Raw genomic sequence first — 16,843 nt, forward strand, 5'->3', positions numbered from 1 at the left:
ATGCCGTCCCAGCCGCTCGACCCGCGTCACGATCGCGCCCCGCTCGACCCCAGCCCCGCGCCCCCCGTCGAGGGGCAGCCGACCACCGCGGACGCGGACAGCGCACCCGGCGCGGTCGCCGCTCCCGAGTCCGTCCCCGTCGACCCCGAGACGGAGCGGGCGCGCTGGCGCGACCGCCGCACCGGGGTCATCGCCCTCGTCGTCGTCACCATCGCGCTCTGGGCCGTCATCGCCGCAGCGGTCGGCTTCGCGACCACGATGTAGCGCGCCGGCGGTCGCCGTCGCCGCCCCGTCCGCCGCCCGGCTGCCGCTTGCGGCCCGGGTATGATCTCCTGTGCCCTCCGACGCCCTGCCCGACGACCCCGCCCGCCCCGCGGATCCCGTCGCCCCCTCGCCCGACGCCGACGCGACGACCGACGCGGCCTCGATGCCCGAAGGCGACCCCGCGACCAAGGCGGCCGCCGCGTCGCCCGGCTCGGCCATCGATCCCGACGACCTCGCCACCGCGCTCCGCGTCCTCGGCTCGCTCGCCGACATCGACGAGGACCACCCCGACTTCGTCGCCGTCCGCCGCGCCACCGCCTCCATGTTCAAGGAGGTGAAGAAGGCCCGCCGGCTCGAGAAGCGCGAGGCCGTCGCGAGCGCCGACCGCGCCGTCGTCGCGGCCACCGCCACGGGCGCGCCCGACCGCATCGACGACGAGACCCGCGGGATCCCGCTGTCCATCACGACCGCGAAGCCCACCGCCGGCACGCTCCTGCGCTCGCGTCCCTGCTACATCTGCAAGCAGCACTACACGCAGGTCGACGCGTTCTACCACCAGCTCTGCCCCGACTGCGCGCTCCTCAACCACGCGAAGCGCGAGGCCCGCACCGACCTCTCCGGGATGCGCGCGCTCCTCACGGGCGGCCGCGCGAAGATCGGCATGCACATCGCGCTCCGGCTGCTCCGCGACGGGGCGCACACCACCATCACCACCCGGTTCCCGCGCGACGCCGTTCGCCGCTTCGCCGGCCTGCCGGACGCGCACGAGTGGGTCCACCGCCTGCGCATCGTGGGCCTCGACCTCCGCGATCCCGCGCAGGTCATCGGCCTCACGGATGCGGTCGCCGCCGCGGGTCCCCTCGACATCCTCATCAACAACGCCGCGCAGACCGTGCGCCGCTCCCCCGGCTCGTACGCACCGCTGTCCGAGGCGGAGGCCGCGCCGCTGCCCGACGGCGACCTCCCCGAGCTGCTGACGTTCGGCCACACTGCGGACGCGCACCCGGCGGCCCTGGCGGCGAGCGTCGCGGCGCACCCGATCCTCTCCACCGCGGCCGGGATCACGGCCGCCGAGGTCACCGAGCTCGCCATGACGGCCGGCTCCTCCTCGCTCGCGCGCCTCGCCGCCGGCACCGCCATCGACGCGGGCGGCCTCGTGCCCGACCTGCACGACGCGAACAGCTGGACGCAGGTGGTCCACGAGGTGGATCCGCTGGAGATGCTCGAGGTCCAGCTCGCCAACGTCACGGCCCCGTTCCTGCTCGTGAGCCGGCTGCGCCCGGCGATGGCCGCCTCGGCGTCGCGCCGCAAGTACGTGGTGAACGTGAGCGCCATGGAGGGCCAGTTTGCCCGCGCGTACAAGGGCCCCGGCCACCCGCACACGAACATGGCGAAGGCCGCGCTCAACATGATGACCCGCACCTCGGCGCGCGAGATGCGCGAGACCGACCGCATCCTCATGACGAGCGTCGACACCGGCTGGATCACCGACGAGCGCCCGCACCCTACGAAGGTGCGGCTCGCCGAGGAGGGCTTCCACGCCCCGCTCGACCTCGTCGACGGCGCCGCGCGCGTCTACGACCCCATCGTCATGGGCCAGGCCGGCGAGGACATCTCGGGCGTCTTCCTCAAGGACTACCGCGTCGCCGAGTGGTGATGCGCCGCATCCGCTGACACGACGAGAGGCCCGGACCCGCATCGCGGTGTCCGGGCCCCTCGTCGCGGGGGCGGCTACTCGACGGCGTCGAGGTCGCTCTCGAGCAGGGCGGCCAGCTCGTCGAGCGCGGCGTCCGCGCCGTCGCCCTCGGCGGTGAGCACGACCTGGTCGCCGTTCGCGGCGCCGAGGCTCATCAGCGACAGGATGCTCGTCGCGTCGAGCGGCGTGCCTCCCGGCTTGCTGATCTTCACGGCCACGCCGGTGCGGCGGACGGCCTCGATGAACAGGGATGCGGGTCGGGCGTGCAGGCCCACGCGGCTGCCGATGGTGGCGGTGCGCTCGGTCATGGACGTTCTCCTTCTGGGTGTGCGGATGTTGGGGCGGGAAGGCGATCAGGCCGCGACGGGGACGCCCTGGTCGGCGGCGGACGTCTCGGCGACGGCCTCCGGGCGCTTCGTCGTGAAGCGCTTGAGGAGCACGACGAGGAACGCGGAGATGACCGCGCCGACCGCGACGGAGGCGAGGAAGCCGAGGAACGTGCCGTTCATCGCGAAGAGCACGAACACGCCGCCGTGCGGGGCCTGCGACACGACACCGAGCCCCATGACCATGGCGCCCGTGACGGCACCGCCGACGATGCTCGCCGGGATGACGCGCAGCGGGTCGACGGCGGCGAAGGGGATCGCGCCCTCGGAGATGAACGCGGCGCCGAGGAGCCACGCGGCCTTGCCGTTCTCTCGCTCGGCCGGGCTGAACAGACGGCGGTCGATCACGGTGGAGGCGAGCGCCAGCGCGAGCGGCGGCACCATGCCGGCGGCCATGACGGCGGCCATGATCTCCCACGGGGTCTGGTCGGTGATGGATCCGGCGCCGAGACCGGCGACTGCGAACGAGTAGGCGACCTTGTTGATGGGGCCGCCGAGGTCGATGCACATCATGACGCCGAGGATGATCCCTAGGACGATGGCCGACGTGCCGGTGAGGCCCGAGAGGAAGCCGTTGAGGCCGCGCGTGAGGGCCGCGATCGGGCCGCCGAGCACCATGACCATGAGGCCGGAGGCGACGATGGAGGCGAGCAGCGGGATGATCACGACGGGCATGAGGCCCCGCAGCCAGCGCGGCACGTCGATGCGGCCGATCGCGTAGGCGATGCCACCGGCGACGAGGCCGCCCACCAGGCCGCCGAGGAAGGCGGCGCCCATGATGACGGAGATGGACCCCGCGACGAACCCGGGCGCGATGCCCGGCCGGTCGGCGATGGCGTAGGCGATGTAGCCGGCCAGCGCGGGCACGAGGAACGCCATCGACGCGTTGCCGATGACGAACGCGACGGCGCCGAGGTACTGGCCGAGGCCGCCCGCGGGGAGGTCTGCCAGCGAGTTCTGCAGCACGACGTCCGACGCGGTCTCGGTGATCCGGTACCCGCCGAGCAGGAAGCCGAGCGCGATGAGGAGGCCGCCGCCCGCGACGAACGGGATCATGTAGCTGACGCCCGTGAGCAGCCAGCGCTTGAGGCGCGCGCCCACCGACTGCGACGCCTGCGGGGAGGCCTGCTCGGATCCGGCCGACGACGCGCCGCCCGGCACGCGCGGGGCGTTCGGGTCCTTCGCGGCCGCGACGGCCTCGGCGACCATCTGGTCGGGCTGGTCGATCCCGCGCTTGACGGGCGACTGGATGACGGGCTTGCCGGCGAAGCGCGCGCGGTCGCGCACGTCCACGTCGACGGCGAAGATCACGGCGGTGGCCCGCGCGATGATCGCGGGGTCGACGGGCGTGACCGAGGAGGATCCCTGCGTCTCGACATGCAGCTCGACGCCGGCGCGCTTGGCGGCCGCCACGAGCGAGTCGGCCGCCATGTAGGTGTGCGCGATGCCGGTGGGGCACGCGGTGACGGCGATGAGCACGGGCGCGTCGGCGGGGGCCTTGGCCGGAGCGGATGCGGCTGCCGCGGGAGCCGCGGCGGCCGGAGCGCCCGTCGAGGATGCGGGCTCGTCCACGAGAGCACCCTCCACGAGCCAGACGACCTGGTCCTCGTCCGTGGCGGAGCGCAGCGCCTCGACGAACTCCGGCTTGATGAGCGACCGGGCGAGGCGCGACAGCAGGACGAGGTGCTCCTGGTCGGCGCCGTCGGGCGCGGCGATGAAGAACACGAGGTCGGCGGGGCCGTCCGGGGCGCCGAAGTCGACGGCCGGCGCCGGACGGGCCATGACGAGCGTGGCCTCCGTCACCGCGGCGGAGCGGCAGTGCGGGATGGCGAGCCCGCCGCCCATGCCGGTGTCGGTCTTCGACTCGCGCTCCCAGGCGTCGGCGAAGAGGGCGTCGGCGTCGGTGGCGCGGCCCTCCGCGACGACGCGCTCGGCGAGCGTGCGGACGGCGTGCTCGCGGTCGGCGCCGAGGTCGGCGTCGAGGAGCACGAGGCGGTTCGTGATGAGCGATGGCATGTTCTTCTCCAGGTGGGGCGGGTCAGCGATCGGCGGCGATCGGGAGGAGCGGCTGGACGGTGACGCTGTCCGGTCGGGTCTGGTCGGGGGACGGCATGGTGCTGCCGGGCAGGGACGCGGCGGCGGATCCGTGGGCGACGGCCTGCGCCAGCCGCCCCTCGGGTCCTGCCCCGCGGTGGTCTGCGAGCAGGTAGCCCGCGAGCGAGGAGTCGCCCGCGCCCACCGTGCTCACCGGCACGATCGGGGGCATGGTGGCGAGCCACCCGCCCTCGCTCGTGGTGAGGACGGCCCCCCGCGCGCCGAGGGTCGCGAGGACCGCCCGGCAGCCGCGGGAGACGAGGGAGCGGGATGCGTCGTGGGCCCGACGGGGGTCGGCCTCCAGCGCATCCGGGTCGTCGATGCCGACGAGCTCGGCGAGCTCCTCGGCGTTGGGCTTGATGAGGTCCACTACCGCGTCGGACGCGACGAGCGCGGCCATGGGCGCGCCCGACGAGTCGACGGCGATCCGCGGGGCGGCGTCGCCGAGCTCGGCCCGCACGGCCTGCACCACGCGGGCGTGGAAGTCGTCGTCGAGGCCGGGCGGCAGGGATCCCGCGAGCACGAGCCAGCTCGCCCGGCGCGCGTGCCGGATCACGAGCGCGACGAGCGCGTCCGCCTCGGCGGCGGAGAGCTCGGGTCCCGGCTCGTTGACCTTCGTGGTCGTGCCGTCGGGCTCCGTCAGCGTGACGTTCTGGCGCACGCGGCCGTCGATGTCCAGGTGGTCCAGGGGGATCCGCTCGGCGGCGAGGGCCACGAGCATCGGGTCGTCGAGGCGTCCGGGCAGCAGCGCGATCGTGTCGAGGCCCGAGGCGATGAGCGCGCGCGAGACGTTGACGCCCTTGCCGCCCGGCTGCTCGGCGACGCCCCGGGCGCGCTGCACGGCGCCGCGCGCGAGGGCTCCCGCGAGGTCGATGGTGCGGTCGAGGCTCGGGTTGGCGGTGAGGGTGAGGATCACGCGACCATCACCTCGACCTCGGCGGCGGCCAGCGCGTCGGCCAGCGGGCCGTCGGGCGCGGCGTCGGTCACGAGCGTGTCGAGGTCGCCGAGGGCTGCGAAGCCGACGAGCGCCTCCTCCCCCGCCTTCGACGCGTCGACGAGCGCCACGGCGCGTCGGGATCCTCGGGTCAACGCGGTCTTCACGGCCGCCTCCTCTTCGTCGGGGGTGCTGAGGCCGAACTCCGCGTGGATCCCGTTCGCGCCGATGAAGGCGATGTCGGGTCGGAGCCGCGCGAGCTGGCCGAGGGTGGCGGGGCCGACGGCCGCGCTCGTGATCCCGCGGACGCGTCCGCCGAGCAGCTGCACCTCGACGGCGGGGTTCCGGGTGACGGTCTGCGCGACGGCCATGGAGTGCGTGACCACGACCAGCGTGCGGCCGGGGACGTCGGGCCGCCAGGCGGCGACGCGCTCCGCGACGAGCCCCGTCGTGGTGCCGGCGTCGAGGGCGATGGATCCCTCGAAGCTCGCCGGCAGGAAGGCCATGGCCGCGTCGGCGATGCGCGCCTTGGCCGCCGTGTTGCGGGATCCGCGCGTGTCGAGGCTCTCCTCCGCGCGCGTGGACCGGCCCGCCAGGACGGCACCGCCGTGCACGCGGCGCAGGACGCCGCGGCTCTCGAGCTGGGCGAGGTCGCGACGGACCGTCTCCGTCGTCACGTCGAAGTCGCGGGCCAGGCCGACGACCGCCACGCGGCCGGTGCGCTCGAGGAGGGCGACCACCCTGTCCTGGCGCTCTTCGGCGTACATGGGCGGTCTCCTTCGACTCCGTGGGGCATTGGCGCCTCGCGTCCTCGCACTGTAGCCCTCATCCGCAGGAGAAGCAACACGATGCCACAGGCTCCCACATGATCGCAGAGACCGTCGCGCGTGCGACGCGGCGGGTCAGCGGCCGAGCGCGACGGCCTCTTCGCGCAGCACGCCCGCCAGGACCTCCGACTCCCATGCCTGCCCGGCCGCGTTCGGATGCAGGGGGACGTCCCCGGCGCTGCCGCCGAGCCCGGCGACATAGGGGTCGCCCGCGTCGCCGGCGCATGCTCCGTGCTCGGCGGTCGGCGTCTCCTGGTCCACGAACCGGGCGCCCGCGTCGCCGGCCGCCCGGGCGATCGCGGCGTCGAGCTCGCGCTGGATCCCCGCGAGCCACACCGCGTCCCGGTCAGCGAGAAGCACCTGGCCGTTCACCGCCGACGTGGCCGTGGCCCGCAGGCAGCCTTCCGCCGGGAGCGCATCCGGGTCGCCGAGGACGGTGAGGTACCCGAGCGCGACGATGCGGGCGTCCGGCGCCGCGGCGCGGATCCGCGCGAACGCCTCGCCGAGACGCGTCGACACCTCCCCGTCGATGCGGGCGCGGACGGCGTCGGTGCCACCCGAGGGTGCCAGCGCGTCCACGCACGTCGTGGGTCCTGCGGCGACCGGTCCCTCCGGATCCCGCGCGAGGCACCCGCCGACGAGGGCCGGGAAGCCGAGGTCGTTGCCCCCGAGGCGCACGAGGACGACGTCGGCGCCGTCGGCCAGGGAGTCGAGCTGCGCGGGCACGGTCTGCCCGCCGCGCTCCCGCGGGGCGACGAGGTCCGCCGTGCTGGCGCCGTCGCAGGCCGCGTCGACGAAGTCGGCGCCAACCTCGGCCGCGGCCACCCGCACCGAGGACGCGACGGTGCGTCCGCAGACGCCGGGGTCGCCGGGCAGCGGCTCCGCGGATCCGGTGCCCGTGGAGTACGAGTCGCCGAGCGACACGACGCGCAGCGGCGCTGCCGCCGTCGGCAGCGTGACGGGGTCGGCGGAGGTGCACCCGCTCGCCAGGAGGACGAGGGCGGTCACGACGGCGACGGCGGCCGCCCCTCGGATCCGGATGCCCGCCATCGGACGCGAGCGGGACCTCGTCCGGGAGACGGGGCGTTCGGGACGGCGGTCCATCCCCTCGACCCTACGCGCGCGGGGGCAGGCCGGTCGGCCGGGTCAGTCCTCGGCGCCGCGCTGGCGCGCGTAGACGACAACGGCGACGATGAGGCCGACGACCAGCCCGGCAGCCAACGGGAAGAAGAACCCGCCCGGGCCGATCTGCGTGACGACGCTGCCGTGGTCGATGCGGGTGTCGACGACGCCCGGGACGTCGAGCCCGGGGTAGCCCTCGGTCCCCTGCGCGAACGAGGTGATGAGGAGCGTCACGATGACGGCCGCGCCCACCACGAACGCCGCCAGGAAGCCCAGCACCGCGGAACCGACCACCGACGTGCGGTGCGGGTCTGTGGTGTGCGTGCGGTGCAGGGTGGCGTGCGACATGGTGGAGCTCCAGGTTTCGATGACCTCGTTCACGCTACCCGGGTCCTCCAAGTGGAGGACAGTCCCCCGATCGGGGAGCGGATCCCGCGCGCCGATCGGACGACGTGGTTCCGTGGGGCATGCTGAACGCGCTCCCGTGGATCCTCGTCGTCCTGCTCCTCGCCGCCCTCGCACTGCTCTGCGTCGACCGGCGGCGGCGTCGGGCTCGTCATGGAGAAGCGCTCCAGGAGCAGCGAGCCCGTCACGAGCGGGAGGTCGCCCTCAGCGACTTGCAGCACGCAGCGGATGCCGCCTCTCGTGCTGAGGCGCACGCCGCGGAGCTGGCCGATCGCGCCGCCGCGCGGGAGGAGGCGGAGGAGGCGGCACACGAGGCGCGCAGGCAGCTCGCCCGCACGTGGAAGACCGATCGCGTGTCCCACGACCTGATCGTCGCGGCGTGCGCGGCGGCCCGCATCGGCGGTGCGCTCGCGACGAACGTCGTCCTGACGGGTACGGAGCCGAAGACGAAACGGAGGTTCCTGGTGCAGGTCGACCATGTGCTCCTCACCCCGCGAGCCGCCCTCATCATCGAGAACAAGCACTGGAGGGGGCTCGTCCTCGACGCCGTGCGACCGAAGGACCTGCACGAGTTCTGGGGAGCGCTGCTGGCGCGGTACGACGTCGACCCGCCCGCCGTCCTGCACATCACGTCGGACGGTGATGACGGCGCTTTCCACGTTCGACGCGCTGACCCGACCCCGGTGGCGCAGGTGCGACGCCAGTCCCTCCGTCTCGCGGCTCACGTGCAGGATGCGCTCGGATCCGCCCCGTTCTTCCACACCGTCGTCTTCTACAGCCATGCCGATGCCGAGGTCATCGCTCCTGAGGACGGCGAGGAGCGCGGTGCGACGCGGCGCATCCTCTCGCCCGCCGAGCTCGCTCCCGGCCTACGGAGGGTCATGCAGGTCAGCACCAGCCCGGTCTCGAGGGAGTCGATGGTCCACATGACGGAGCTGTTCGCATCCGACGGCGCCCACGTCGAGTGGGTCGGACCGCTGGCGTGAATCGGGGCGGTGCCATCCTGAACGGGACGCGGGAGGGGCCGTCCAGACCACCGGAGACGGGAAGAGCCCCGCGCCTCCGTGAGGAGGAGCGAGGCTCGAGGGTGGATCTGAGGGGATTCGAACCCCTGACCCCCTGCATGCCATGCAGGTGCGCTACCAACTGCGCCACAGACCCGTGAACCGCTTCCCTGCGGAAGCGACTCGTCTACATTACTACACATTCCGACCACCCCATGACCAGGGCATCCTCGTCGGCGGCCGGCCTGCGGCACGGCTCAGTCGAACAGCTTGCTGAGCCAGCTCTCCTTCTCGCGGCGCTTCCCGCCGTGGCCGGAGCCCTGCGGGTAGTCGCCCGCCGTCGGGTAGGCGCCCGTCGTCGAGTAGCCGGCCACATCGCGGTCGCCATAGACGTCACCCCGCGACCCATGAGCGCGGTCACGGTCGCGGTCGTCGTCGCGTCGGCGGTCGTCATCGCGCCGCCGGTCGTCGCGACCCGGCTCCGGGTAGCCGCCGAGCGGCGCCGCGGGTGGCACGGGCGACGCGGCCGCCGGGGCGACCCTCGTCTCCTGCTCCGCGCGGTCGAGGATCTTGTCGAGCTCGCCGCGGTCGAGCCACACACCGCGGCAGTCCGGGCAGTAGTCGATCTCCACCCCGACGCCCTCGCTCATCACCAGGGTGGCCGAGTCGTCGGGGCACTTCATGCGGGGATACCCTCGCGCGTCGGGCGTCGCTGCCCGGATGGATCGGATCGGATCAGGATGCGGAGGCCGTCGGCTCGATCTCGAGGGCGACGACGGGGCAGTCCTTCCAGAGGCGCTCCAGCGAGTAGTACATCCGGTCCTCCTCGGTGAAGACGTGGGCGACGACGTCGCCGAAGTCGAGGAGGATCCAGCGTCCCTCGCTCTTCCCCTCGCGGCGCAGCGGCTTGGCGCCCGCCTCGATCATCTTGTCCTCGATCTCGTCGGCGACCGCCTGCGCGTTCCGCTCGTTGCGGGCCGAGGCGATGAGGAAGACGTCGGTGAGGGGCAGGGGCCCGGAGACGTCGAGCGCGACCAGGTCGATGGCCTGCTTGGAGTCGGCAGCGGAGGCGGCGACCTTGAGCAGGTCGAGGGCGCGGGGAGAAGCGGTCACAGAGTCCTTCCGGGACGGGTGGGGAGGTGCATCAGACGATCAGAATACATTCGTCATGAACGCGACGATGACGAGGCCCGCGCCGATGACGGCGACTCCCCCGGCCGCGACGGCTGCGACGACCGGCGCGGTGAAGCGCTTGCGGGGCGGCGGCTGCACGACGGCGCGCGTCGAGGTGTGGGTGCTGACGGCGCGGCTGGCGCGCACGGGCTCCGAGTCGGTGCCGCCCGGCGCGTGGTCGTGGTCGTCGCCCTGCTCGAGGATGCGGTCCATGTCGGCCGTGTCGAAGCGGTCCGGGTGCGTGCCCATCGAGCCGAGGCTGCGCGGCAGGTCGATGGAGCCGGTGATGATGATCTCGCCCGTGCTGTTGAGCGCCTGCTGCATGTCGTTGACGTGCGGCACGGTCGGGAGGATGAAGTGGTTGCCGGTGTGCGGCTGGTCCTCGTCGACCTGGTCCTGCACCGACCAGTGGCCGGCCGGCGGGGTGAACGGCGTGCGGGCATCCGGCACGCCGGGCGCGGTGGCGTCCGCCGGGGACGGGACGGCGGAGGGCGCACCAGCCTCGGGCGCCTCGACGCGAGCGCCCTCGAGGTCCTCGGCGGCGGCGGATGCCCGCGTGCCGAACGCCGGTTCGAGCGATGGCTCGGCGGAGCCCGTGACCCAGGGCGTCGGCTCGAGCGAGGGCGCGGGGCGCGGATCCTCGTCGGTGCTCGGGGTGTGCGCGGCGAGCGGCGGCACGGTCGGCTGCTCGCCCGACGCGTCCACGTCGCGATCGGCGGCGTCGCCCGAGGGGACGATGGGCGCGAAGGGCCACGCCGACGGCGTCTCGGCGGGGGTCGCCTGGCGCTCCGAGGCCGCGGCCTCGTCCGACGACACGTCGGACGTCACGACCTGAGCGTCGTCATCCGCGGTGGGCGCCGGCGCCGGGGCCTCGGTCGTGTCCGCTGCGGAGGCCCGGCGGTACGCGCTCCCGTAGGGCGCACGCGGTCGCGGGGTCGCGCGGGATCCGCGGCCGTACCGGGCGAACGGCGGCACGGACGAGTCCGAGGACGTGGGCGGGGCGTCGTCGACGGCCGCCGACGGCTCGCCGCCGGACTGCTCCGCATCCGACTCGGACGCGGTGGGCTGCGGCTGCGGCTGCGGCTCCTCGTGATCCGATCCGTGCTGCTCCCGAGCCGCCTCCTCGGCCTCGCGGATGGCGCGCAGCTGGCGTCGGGTGAGCACGCCGCCCGACAGGAGGATGGCTGAGGTGTCCGGCCCGATGCCGGGAGCGGCCGGGGGCGTCGTCGCCTCGTCGGGCCGGGGTGCCGATGCGTCCTGTGCGGTCGACGCGAGGTCGTCGGGTCCGTCGGACGACGGGGTCGACGTCGCGACCGGCTCGTCGGGGGAACCGGTGGTCGAGCCGCCGTCGACGGGCGTCGACTCGTCCGCCGGGGCGTCGCCGGCCTCGTCGATGCCCAGCTCACGGGCGCGCGCACGCTCGGCGGCGCGCATCTCGCGCCGGCTCAGCCCGAGGGTCGCGGGAGCGGGACCGTCGTCGAACGAGGTCGGCCCGGTGTCGGGCGCGTCGTGGGAGGGGGTCATAGCGGGCTCCGATACAGGTGGTGCTTGGAGATGTACTGGACGACTCCGTCGGGGACGAGGTACCACACGGGGAAGCCCCGTCCGACTCGGGCCCGGCAGTCGGTCGAGGAGATCGCCAGCGCCGGGACCTCGAGCAATCTTACGTCGGCGTGCGGGAGGCCGCTCTCGGTGAGGTCGTGCCCGGGGCGGGTGACGGCGACGAAGTGCGCGAGGTCCCACAGCTCGGCGACGTCCTTCCAGCCGAGGATCTGCTGGATCGCGTCCGCGCCCGTGATGAAGAACAGCTCCGCGTCCGGATGCGTGCGCCGGATGTCGCGGAGCGTGTCGATCGTGTACGTGGTGCCGGCGCGGTCGATGTCGACGCGGCTGACGGTGAAGCGCGGGTTGGCGGCCGTCGCGATCACGGTCATGAGGTAGCGGTGCTCGCCGTCGGTGACGGTCTGCTTCTGCCACGGCTGCCCGGTCGGGACGAAGATCACCTCGTCGAGCTGGAGGTGCTGCTGCACCTCGCTCGCGGCCACGAGGTGGCCGTTGTGGATGGGGTCGAACGTGCCGCCCATGACCCCGATGCGGAGGCGCGGGGTCGCGGCTGTCGTCATGTGGCGGGTGCTCGCGCTCAGTGGGTGGAGTCGGCGGTGCCGTGGCCCTGCTCGGCGACGGGGGGCTTGCCCCACTTCTCCGAGTGGCGGTTGCTCACGTCGCGGAAGCTGTACATGACCACGCCGAGCGCGACGAACACGACCGCGGCGACGGCCGGGAACACCCAGAGCGGAGCAGCGAGCTCCATGGCGTGCTCGGTCTCGGCGAGGAGGGTGGTGGTCAGCGCGTGCATGTGATCTCCGTTCGTGGCACGCCCCGTCGAGCGGAGGCGGCGCCTGCCATCCTACCGGCGGGCCCCCGCATGGGGCGCACGCGGGGCCGGGCGTGCCGTCAGCCGCGGATCTGGCCGCTCCCCCGCACGATCCACTTGGTGCTCGTGAGCTCCTGCAGGCCCATCGGACCGCGCGCGTGCAGCTTCTGCGTGGAGATGCCGACCTCGGCGCCGAACCCGAACTCGGATCCGTCGGTGAAGCGCGTGGACGCGTTGACCATGACGACGGCGGAGTCGACGGCGGCGAGGAAGCGCTCGGCGACGGCCAGGTCGGACGTGACGATGGACTCGGTGTGGTGCGTCGACCAGCGGGCGATGTGGGCGACCGCGTCCTCCACCGAGTCGACGACGCGCACCGCGACGTCGAGCGAGAGGTACTCGGCGGCCCAGTCGGCGTCGGTTGCGGGGACCGCGTCGGGCCACAGCTCCCGGACCGCCGCATCGCCGTGCACGGTCACGCCCCGGTCGCGGAGGGCGTCGAGCACGGCGGGGAGGATGCGCGGGGCGGCGTCGCGGTGCACCAGCAGGGTCTCCATGGCGTTGCACACGCTGGGGCGGCTGACCTTGGCGTCGACCGCGATGTCGACGGCCATCCGCGCGTCCGCGGAGGCGTCGAGGTAGACGTGGACGACTCCGGCGCCGGTCTCGATCACGGGCACGGTCGACTCCTCCACCACGGTGCGGATGAGGTCGGCGGATCCCCGCGGCACGAGCACGTCGACGAGGCCGCGCGCCCGCATGAGCCGCGTCGCGCCCGCGCGGCCGTGCGCGTCGATCGTCTGCAGGGCGTCCGCGGGGAGGCCGGAACCCTCAAGCGCGGCGCGCATGACGTCGACGAGGACGGCGTTGGTGCGGAGGGCGGCGGATCCGCCACGGAGCACGACGGCGTTCCCGCTCTTGAGCGCGAGGGCCGCGATGTCGACGGTGACGTTCGGTCGGGCCTCGTAGATCGCGCCGACGACGCCGAAGGGCACGCGCACCTGCGAGAGCAGCAGGCCGTTCGGCAGCGTGCGGCCGCGGACGACGTGGCCGAGCGGGTCGTCGAGCGAGCGGATCCCCGCGACGGCGTCGGCCAGGGACGCCACGCGCCGGGCGTCGAGCGTCAGCCGGTCGAGGAGGCCGGCGGCCAGCCCGGACTCCCGACCTGCGGCGAGGTCGTCGGCGTTGGCGTCGACGATGCGGTCCGCGGCGGAGACGAGAGCCGTCGAAACGGCGTCGAGCGCGGCGTCGCGCTGGCCTGAGGTGCTGGCGGCCAGGGACGTGGACGCCGTCCGGACGGCCTCGAGGATCCGTTCGAGCGCCTCGGTCGGGAGCGCCTCGGCGGGGCTGGACGGGATGGCGGGCACGACGGCGGAGGCGCCGGGGGCGTTCGAGGGCATGACCGGCAGCCTAGGCAGGCCCCCGGCCGCGACGGTCGACATGGATGTCAGCTGCGGGGCGCGAACCACGTGCCGACGTGCGCGCCGGCGAGGGCCTCGGCGACCTGCGCGGTCGACGTGAGGAGGACCCCCGTGCCCGCCTCGGCTGCGAGGCGCGCGGCGGCGACCTTGGTCACCGCTCCCCCGGTGCCGACGCCTGTGCCCGTGCTGCCGATCTCGACGCCCTCGAGCTCGTCGCCGAACGCCACGTGCTCGATGCGCCGGGCACCGGGCTCTTCCGGCGGGCGGCTGTAGAGCGCGTCCACATCCGAGAGCAGGAGCAGCAGGTCGGCGTCCACCAGCCGGGCCACGAGGGCGGCCAGCCGGTCGTTGTCGCCGAAGCGGATCTCGTGCGTCGCCACGGTGTCGTTCTCGTTGACGACGGGCAGCAGCCGCAGCCCGAGCAGCCGCTCCATGGCGCGCTGCGCGTTCTCCCGGTGGTCGGGGGCCGCGAGGTCGCCGGCCGTGAGCAGCACCTGGCCCGCGACGATCCCGTAGCGGTCGAGGCTCTCCTGGTAGCGGAAGATCAGCACGCTCTGGCCGACCGCGGCCGCGGCCTGCTGGGTGGCGAGGTCTGCTGGGCGGTCGTCCAGGCGGAGGAACGGCATGCCGGTGGCTATGGCGCCGGAGGACACGAGCACGACCTCGGCGCCGCGCGCGTGCGCGGCGGCGATCGCGTCCACGAGGGGCGCGATCTGCCCGGCGTTCTCCCCGCTGATGGAGGACGAGCCGACCTTCACGACGATGCGCCGCGCGGACGCAATGCCCGCGCGCGAGGCCGTGCCCATCCGCTACGCCTTCGCGTCCGTGGTGGCGTCCTCGTCGGTCCCGTCCTGGCCGGTCCCGTCCTCGTCCGCCCAGAGGCCCGCCTCGCCCTCGCGCACGAGCTCCGCGCGCGCCTCGGCCTTGGCGTCCATGCGGGCGAAGTAGTCCTCGCGGCGCGCCTGGTTGGTGCGGCGGCTGATGGGGTCGACGCGGGCGTCGGCGCCGCGCGGGCTCGTGATGAGCTCCGCGGTGGAGGTGAGGGTGGGCTCCCAGTCGAAGACCACGCCGTCGCCCTCGCCGATGACGACGCTGGATCCGGCAACCGCGCCAGCCTTGAACAGGCCGTCCTCGACGCCGAGCTTGGCGAGGCGGTCGGCGAGGTAGCCGACGGCCTCGTCATTCCGGAAGTCGGTCTGCTGCACCCAGCGCTCGGGCTTGGTGCCGATGACGCGGTAGATGTCGCCGTAGCTGCCGCCGTCGACGCGGATGGTGAACGGCTTCTCGTCGACGGCTCGGGGACGCAGCACGATCCGCGGCGCCTCGGGCTCCTCGGCGGCCTTCGTCCGGGCGTCCTTGACGAGCTCGGCGAGGGCGAAGGACAGCTGGCGCAGGCCGTCGTGGCTGACCGTGGAGATGTCGAACACGCGGTATCCGCGGGCCTCGAGCTCCGGACGCACGAGCTCCGCGAGCTCCCGGGCCTCGGGGACGTCGATCTTGTTCAGCGCGATGAGCTGCGGGCGCTCGAGGAGCGGCACCTGGCCGTCGGGCACCGGGTACGCGGCGAGCTCCGTGAGGATGATGTCGAGGTCCGAGACGGGGTCGCGGCCGGGATCCAGCGTCGCGCAGTCGAGCACGTGGAGGAGGGCGGAGCAGCGCTCCACGTGGCGGAGGAACTCGAGGCCGAGGCCCTTGCCCTCGCTCGCGCCCTCGATGAGGCCGGGCACGTCGGCGACCGTGTAACGGGAGTCCGCGACCTCGACGACGCCGAGGTTCGGGTGAAGCGTGGTGAAGGGATAGTCGGCGATCTTGGGCTTCGCGGCCGAGATGGCGGCCACGAGGCTCGACTTGCCGGCACTCGGGTAGCCCACGAGCGCCACGTCGGCGACGACCTTCAGCTCGAGGACGACGTCGCCCTCGTAGCCCTGTGTGCCGAGCAGCGCGAATCCCGGGGCCTTGCGCTTCGTGGTGGCGAGCGATGCGTTGCCGAGCCCGCCCTGGCCGGCCTCGGCGGCGATGAAGCGCATGCCGGGCGTGGCCATGTCGGCGAGCTCGTTGCCGTCGGCGTCCTTGACGACGGTGCCGACGGGGACGGGGAGCTCGAGCGTCTCGCCGAGCGTGCCGTGGCGGTGGTCGCCCATGCCGGGTCCGCCGTTGCGGGACGACCGGTGGGGCCCGCGGTGGTAGGCCAGCAGCGTCGTGACCTGGGGGTCCGCGACAAGGACGATGTCCCCGCCGTTGCCGCCGTTGCCGCCGTCCGTTCCCGCGAGGGGCTTGAACTTCTCGCGGCGGACCGAGACGCAGCCGTTGCCGCCGTTTCCCGCCCGCAGGTGGAGGGTCACGGTGTCGACGAATGTCGCCATGGCTGTCGCTCGTTTCTTCTAGAGGTGTTCCCTGCGGAACGCAGACAAGGGCGGGCCGAGGCCCGCCCTTGAAGTGCTGCGCGGCAGTGCCGACGCAGCGTCCGTGCTGTCGGCCTGCGCTAGGCCGGGACGACGATGTTGACGACCTTGCGGCCGCCCTTGACGCCGAACTCGACCGAACCGGCCGAGAGGGCGAACAGCGTGTCGTCGCCGCCACGGCCGACGTTGACGCCGGGGTGGAAGTGCGTGCCGCGCTGGCGGACGATGATCTCGCCGGCGCCGACGACCTGGCCGCCGAAGCGCTTCACGCCGAGGCGCTGGGCGTTCGAGTCACGGCCGTTGCGGGTAGAGCTCGCGCCCTTCTTGTGTGCCATCTGCTTCTCCCTGCGTTCTCAGTGCTAGTTGATCTCGGTGACCTGGACGCGCGTGAGGTCCTGGCGGTGCCCCTGGCGCTTCTTGTACCCGGTCTTGTTCTTGAACTTCTGGATGACGATCTTGGGACCGCGGAGGTCATTCAGGATCTCGGCGCTGACGGTGACGTCGGCGAGCTTCGCGGCGTCCGTGGTGATGGTGTCGCCGTCGACGAGCAGGACCGCGGGGAGCACGACCTTGCCGCTCTGCTGGTTCTTGACCCGGTCCATCGTGACGATGGTCCCGACCTCGACCTTCTCCTGCCGACCGCCGGCGCGCACAACTGCGTAAACCACTTTTCCGTACCTGTTTTCTCTCGCGGGCTTGACTCACTGGGGACTTGACGCCCTGTGGCCCGAATCATTGGAG

The 16,843-nt window shown here is 73.5% G+C and carries 19 protein-coding genes and 1 tRNA gene; 3 read left to right on the forward strand and 17 right to left on the reverse strand.

The genetic code is table 11. The features are described from left to right. Complete coding sequence (locus CMS_RS08915; protein ID WP_012299144.1) at positions 1–264, forward strand: hypothetical protein; 264 nt, start codon at positions 1–3, stop codon at positions 262–264. A 70-nt stretch (positions 265–334) separates the two neighbouring features. Continuing rightward, positions 335–1,921, forward strand: coding sequence for an SDR family oxidoreductase (locus tag CMS_RS08920; RefSeq protein WP_012299145.1), 1,587 nt, complete (start codon positions 335–337; stop codon positions 1,919–1,921). A 74-nt stretch (positions 1,922–1,995) separates the two neighbouring features. Here the strand turns inward: CMS_RS08920 and CMS_RS08925 are convergent, their stop codons facing one another. The 6 genes from CMS_RS08925 to CMS_RS08950 all read right to left on the reverse strand — a co-directional run bounded on the left by CMS_RS08925 (position 1,996) and on the right by CMS_RS08950 (position 7,671). Beyond that, a complete protein-coding gene (locus tag CMS_RS08925; RefSeq protein ID WP_012299146.1) occupies positions 1,996–2,268 on the reverse strand; it encodes an HPr family phosphocarrier protein in 273 nt (90 codons plus the stop codon). Between the two features lie 45 nt (positions 2,269–2,313). After that, positions 2,314–4,362 carry a PTS fructose transporter subunit IIABC gene (locus CMS_RS08930; protein ID WP_012299147.1) on the reverse strand — a complete coding sequence of 683 codons (2,049 nt, stop codon included), beginning with the start codon at positions 4,360–4,362 and terminating at the stop codon, positions 2,314–2,316. Positions 4,363–4,384: 22 nt separating this feature from the next. Further along, on the reverse strand, positions 4,385–5,356 hold the full coding sequence (locus tag CMS_RS08935) for a 1-phosphofructokinase family hexose kinase (protein WP_012299148.1): 972 nt from the start codon (positions 5,354–5,356) through the stop codon (positions 4,385–4,387). Next, positions 5,353–6,141 (reverse strand): DeoR/GlpR family DNA-binding transcription regulator, encoded by a 789-nt coding sequence (locus tag CMS_RS08940; protein WP_041464566.1) that lies wholly within the window; start codon positions 6,139–6,141, stop codon positions 5,353–5,355. The genes CMS_RS08935 and CMS_RS08940 overlap by 4 nt, the downstream gene beginning before the upstream one ends. Positions 6,142–6,276: 135 nt before the next feature. After that, on the reverse strand, positions 6,277–7,251 hold the full coding sequence (locus CMS_RS08945) for an SGNH/GDSL hydrolase family protein (protein ID WP_106408644.1): 975 nt from the start codon (positions 7,249–7,251) through the stop codon (positions 6,277–6,279). A gap of 96 nt (positions 7,252–7,347) precedes the next feature. Then, entirely contained in the window at positions 7,348–7,671 is a 324-nt protein-coding gene (locus tag CMS_RS08950) for a hypothetical protein (RefSeq protein ID WP_049791999.1), read from the reverse strand. A gap of 119 nt (positions 7,672–7,790) precedes the next feature. On the opposite strand from CMS_RS08950, the gene CMS_RS08955 reads away from it, so the two are divergent. Continuing rightward, positions 7,791–8,714, forward strand: a complete 924-nt coding sequence (locus CMS_RS08955) for a nuclease-related domain-containing protein (protein ID WP_133064085.1) — start codon at positions 7,791–7,793, stop codon at positions 8,712–8,714. Between the two features lie 102 nt (positions 8,715–8,816). Here the strand turns inward: CMS_RS08955 and CMS_RS08960 are convergent. The 11 genes from CMS_RS08960 to rplU form a co-directional block, all read right to left on the reverse strand. Beyond that, positions 8,817–8,889 (reverse strand) — tRNA-Ala (locus CMS_RS08960). 100 nt (positions 8,890–8,989) lie between these two features. Continuing rightward, positions 8,990–9,415 (reverse strand): TFIIB-type zinc ribbon-containing protein, encoded by a 426-nt coding sequence (locus CMS_RS08965; RefSeq protein WP_041464568.1) that lies wholly within the window; start codon positions 9,413–9,415, stop codon positions 8,990–8,992. Between the two features lie 52 nt (positions 9,416–9,467). After that, a complete protein-coding gene (rsfS, locus tag CMS_RS08970) occupies positions 9,468–9,845 on the reverse strand; it encodes a ribosome silencing factor (RefSeq protein WP_012299154.1) in 378 nt (125 codons plus the stop codon). 39 nt (positions 9,846–9,884) lie between these two features. Next, on the reverse strand, positions 9,885–11,429 hold the full coding sequence (locus CMS_RS08975; RefSeq protein ID WP_012299155.1) for a hypothetical protein: 1,545 nt from the start codon (positions 11,427–11,429) through the stop codon (positions 9,885–9,887). Further along, positions 11,426–12,028, reverse strand: coding sequence for a nicotinate-nucleotide adenylyltransferase (gene nadD, locus CMS_RS08980; protein ID WP_012299156.1), 603 nt, complete (start codon positions 12,026–12,028; stop codon positions 11,426–11,428). The genes CMS_RS08975 and nadD overlap by 4 nt, the downstream gene beginning before the upstream one ends. A 17-nt stretch (positions 12,029–12,045) precedes the next feature. Further along, complete coding sequence (locus CMS_RS08985) at positions 12,046–12,261, reverse strand: hypothetical protein (RefSeq protein ID WP_012299157.1); 216 nt, start codon at positions 12,259–12,261, stop codon at positions 12,046–12,048. Between the two features lie 98 nt (positions 12,262–12,359). Next, entirely contained in the window at positions 12,360–13,679 is a 1,320-nt protein-coding gene (locus CMS_RS08990; RefSeq protein ID WP_049791919.1) for a glutamate-5-semialdehyde dehydrogenase, read from the reverse strand. A 47-nt stretch (positions 13,680–13,726) separates the two neighbouring features. Next, the gene (gene proB, locus CMS_RS08995; protein ID WP_012299159.1) at positions 13,727–14,506 is read right to left on the reverse strand and encodes a glutamate 5-kinase; all 780 of its coding nucleotides are present in this window, start codon (positions 14,504–14,506) and stop codon (positions 13,727–13,729) included. A gap of 3 nt (positions 14,507–14,509) precedes the next feature. Next, positions 14,510–16,063: a GTPase ObgE gene (obgE, locus tag CMS_RS09000; protein WP_012299160.1), complete on the reverse strand. Its 1,554-nt coding sequence runs from the start codon at positions 16,061–16,063 to the stop codon at positions 14,510–14,512. 119 nt (positions 16,064–16,182) lie between these two features. Then, positions 16,183–16,437: a 50S ribosomal protein L27 gene (gene rpmA / locus CMS_RS09005; RefSeq protein ID WP_012299161.1), complete on the reverse strand. Its 255-nt coding sequence runs from the start codon at positions 16,435–16,437 to the stop codon at positions 16,183–16,185. 24 nt (positions 16,438–16,461) lie between these two features. Next, positions 16,462–16,770 carry a 50S ribosomal protein L21 gene (gene rplU, locus CMS_RS09010; RefSeq protein ID WP_012038175.1) on the reverse strand — a complete coding sequence of 103 codons (309 nt, stop codon included), beginning with the start codon at positions 16,768–16,770 and terminating at the stop codon, positions 16,462–16,464. Positions 16,771–16,843 lie beyond the last annotated feature (73 nt).

This window comes from Clavibacter sepedonicus, from assembly GCF_000069225.1.
Taxonomy (GTDB): domain Bacteria; phylum Actinomycetota; class Actinomycetes; order Actinomycetales; family Microbacteriaceae; genus Clavibacter; species Clavibacter sepedonicus.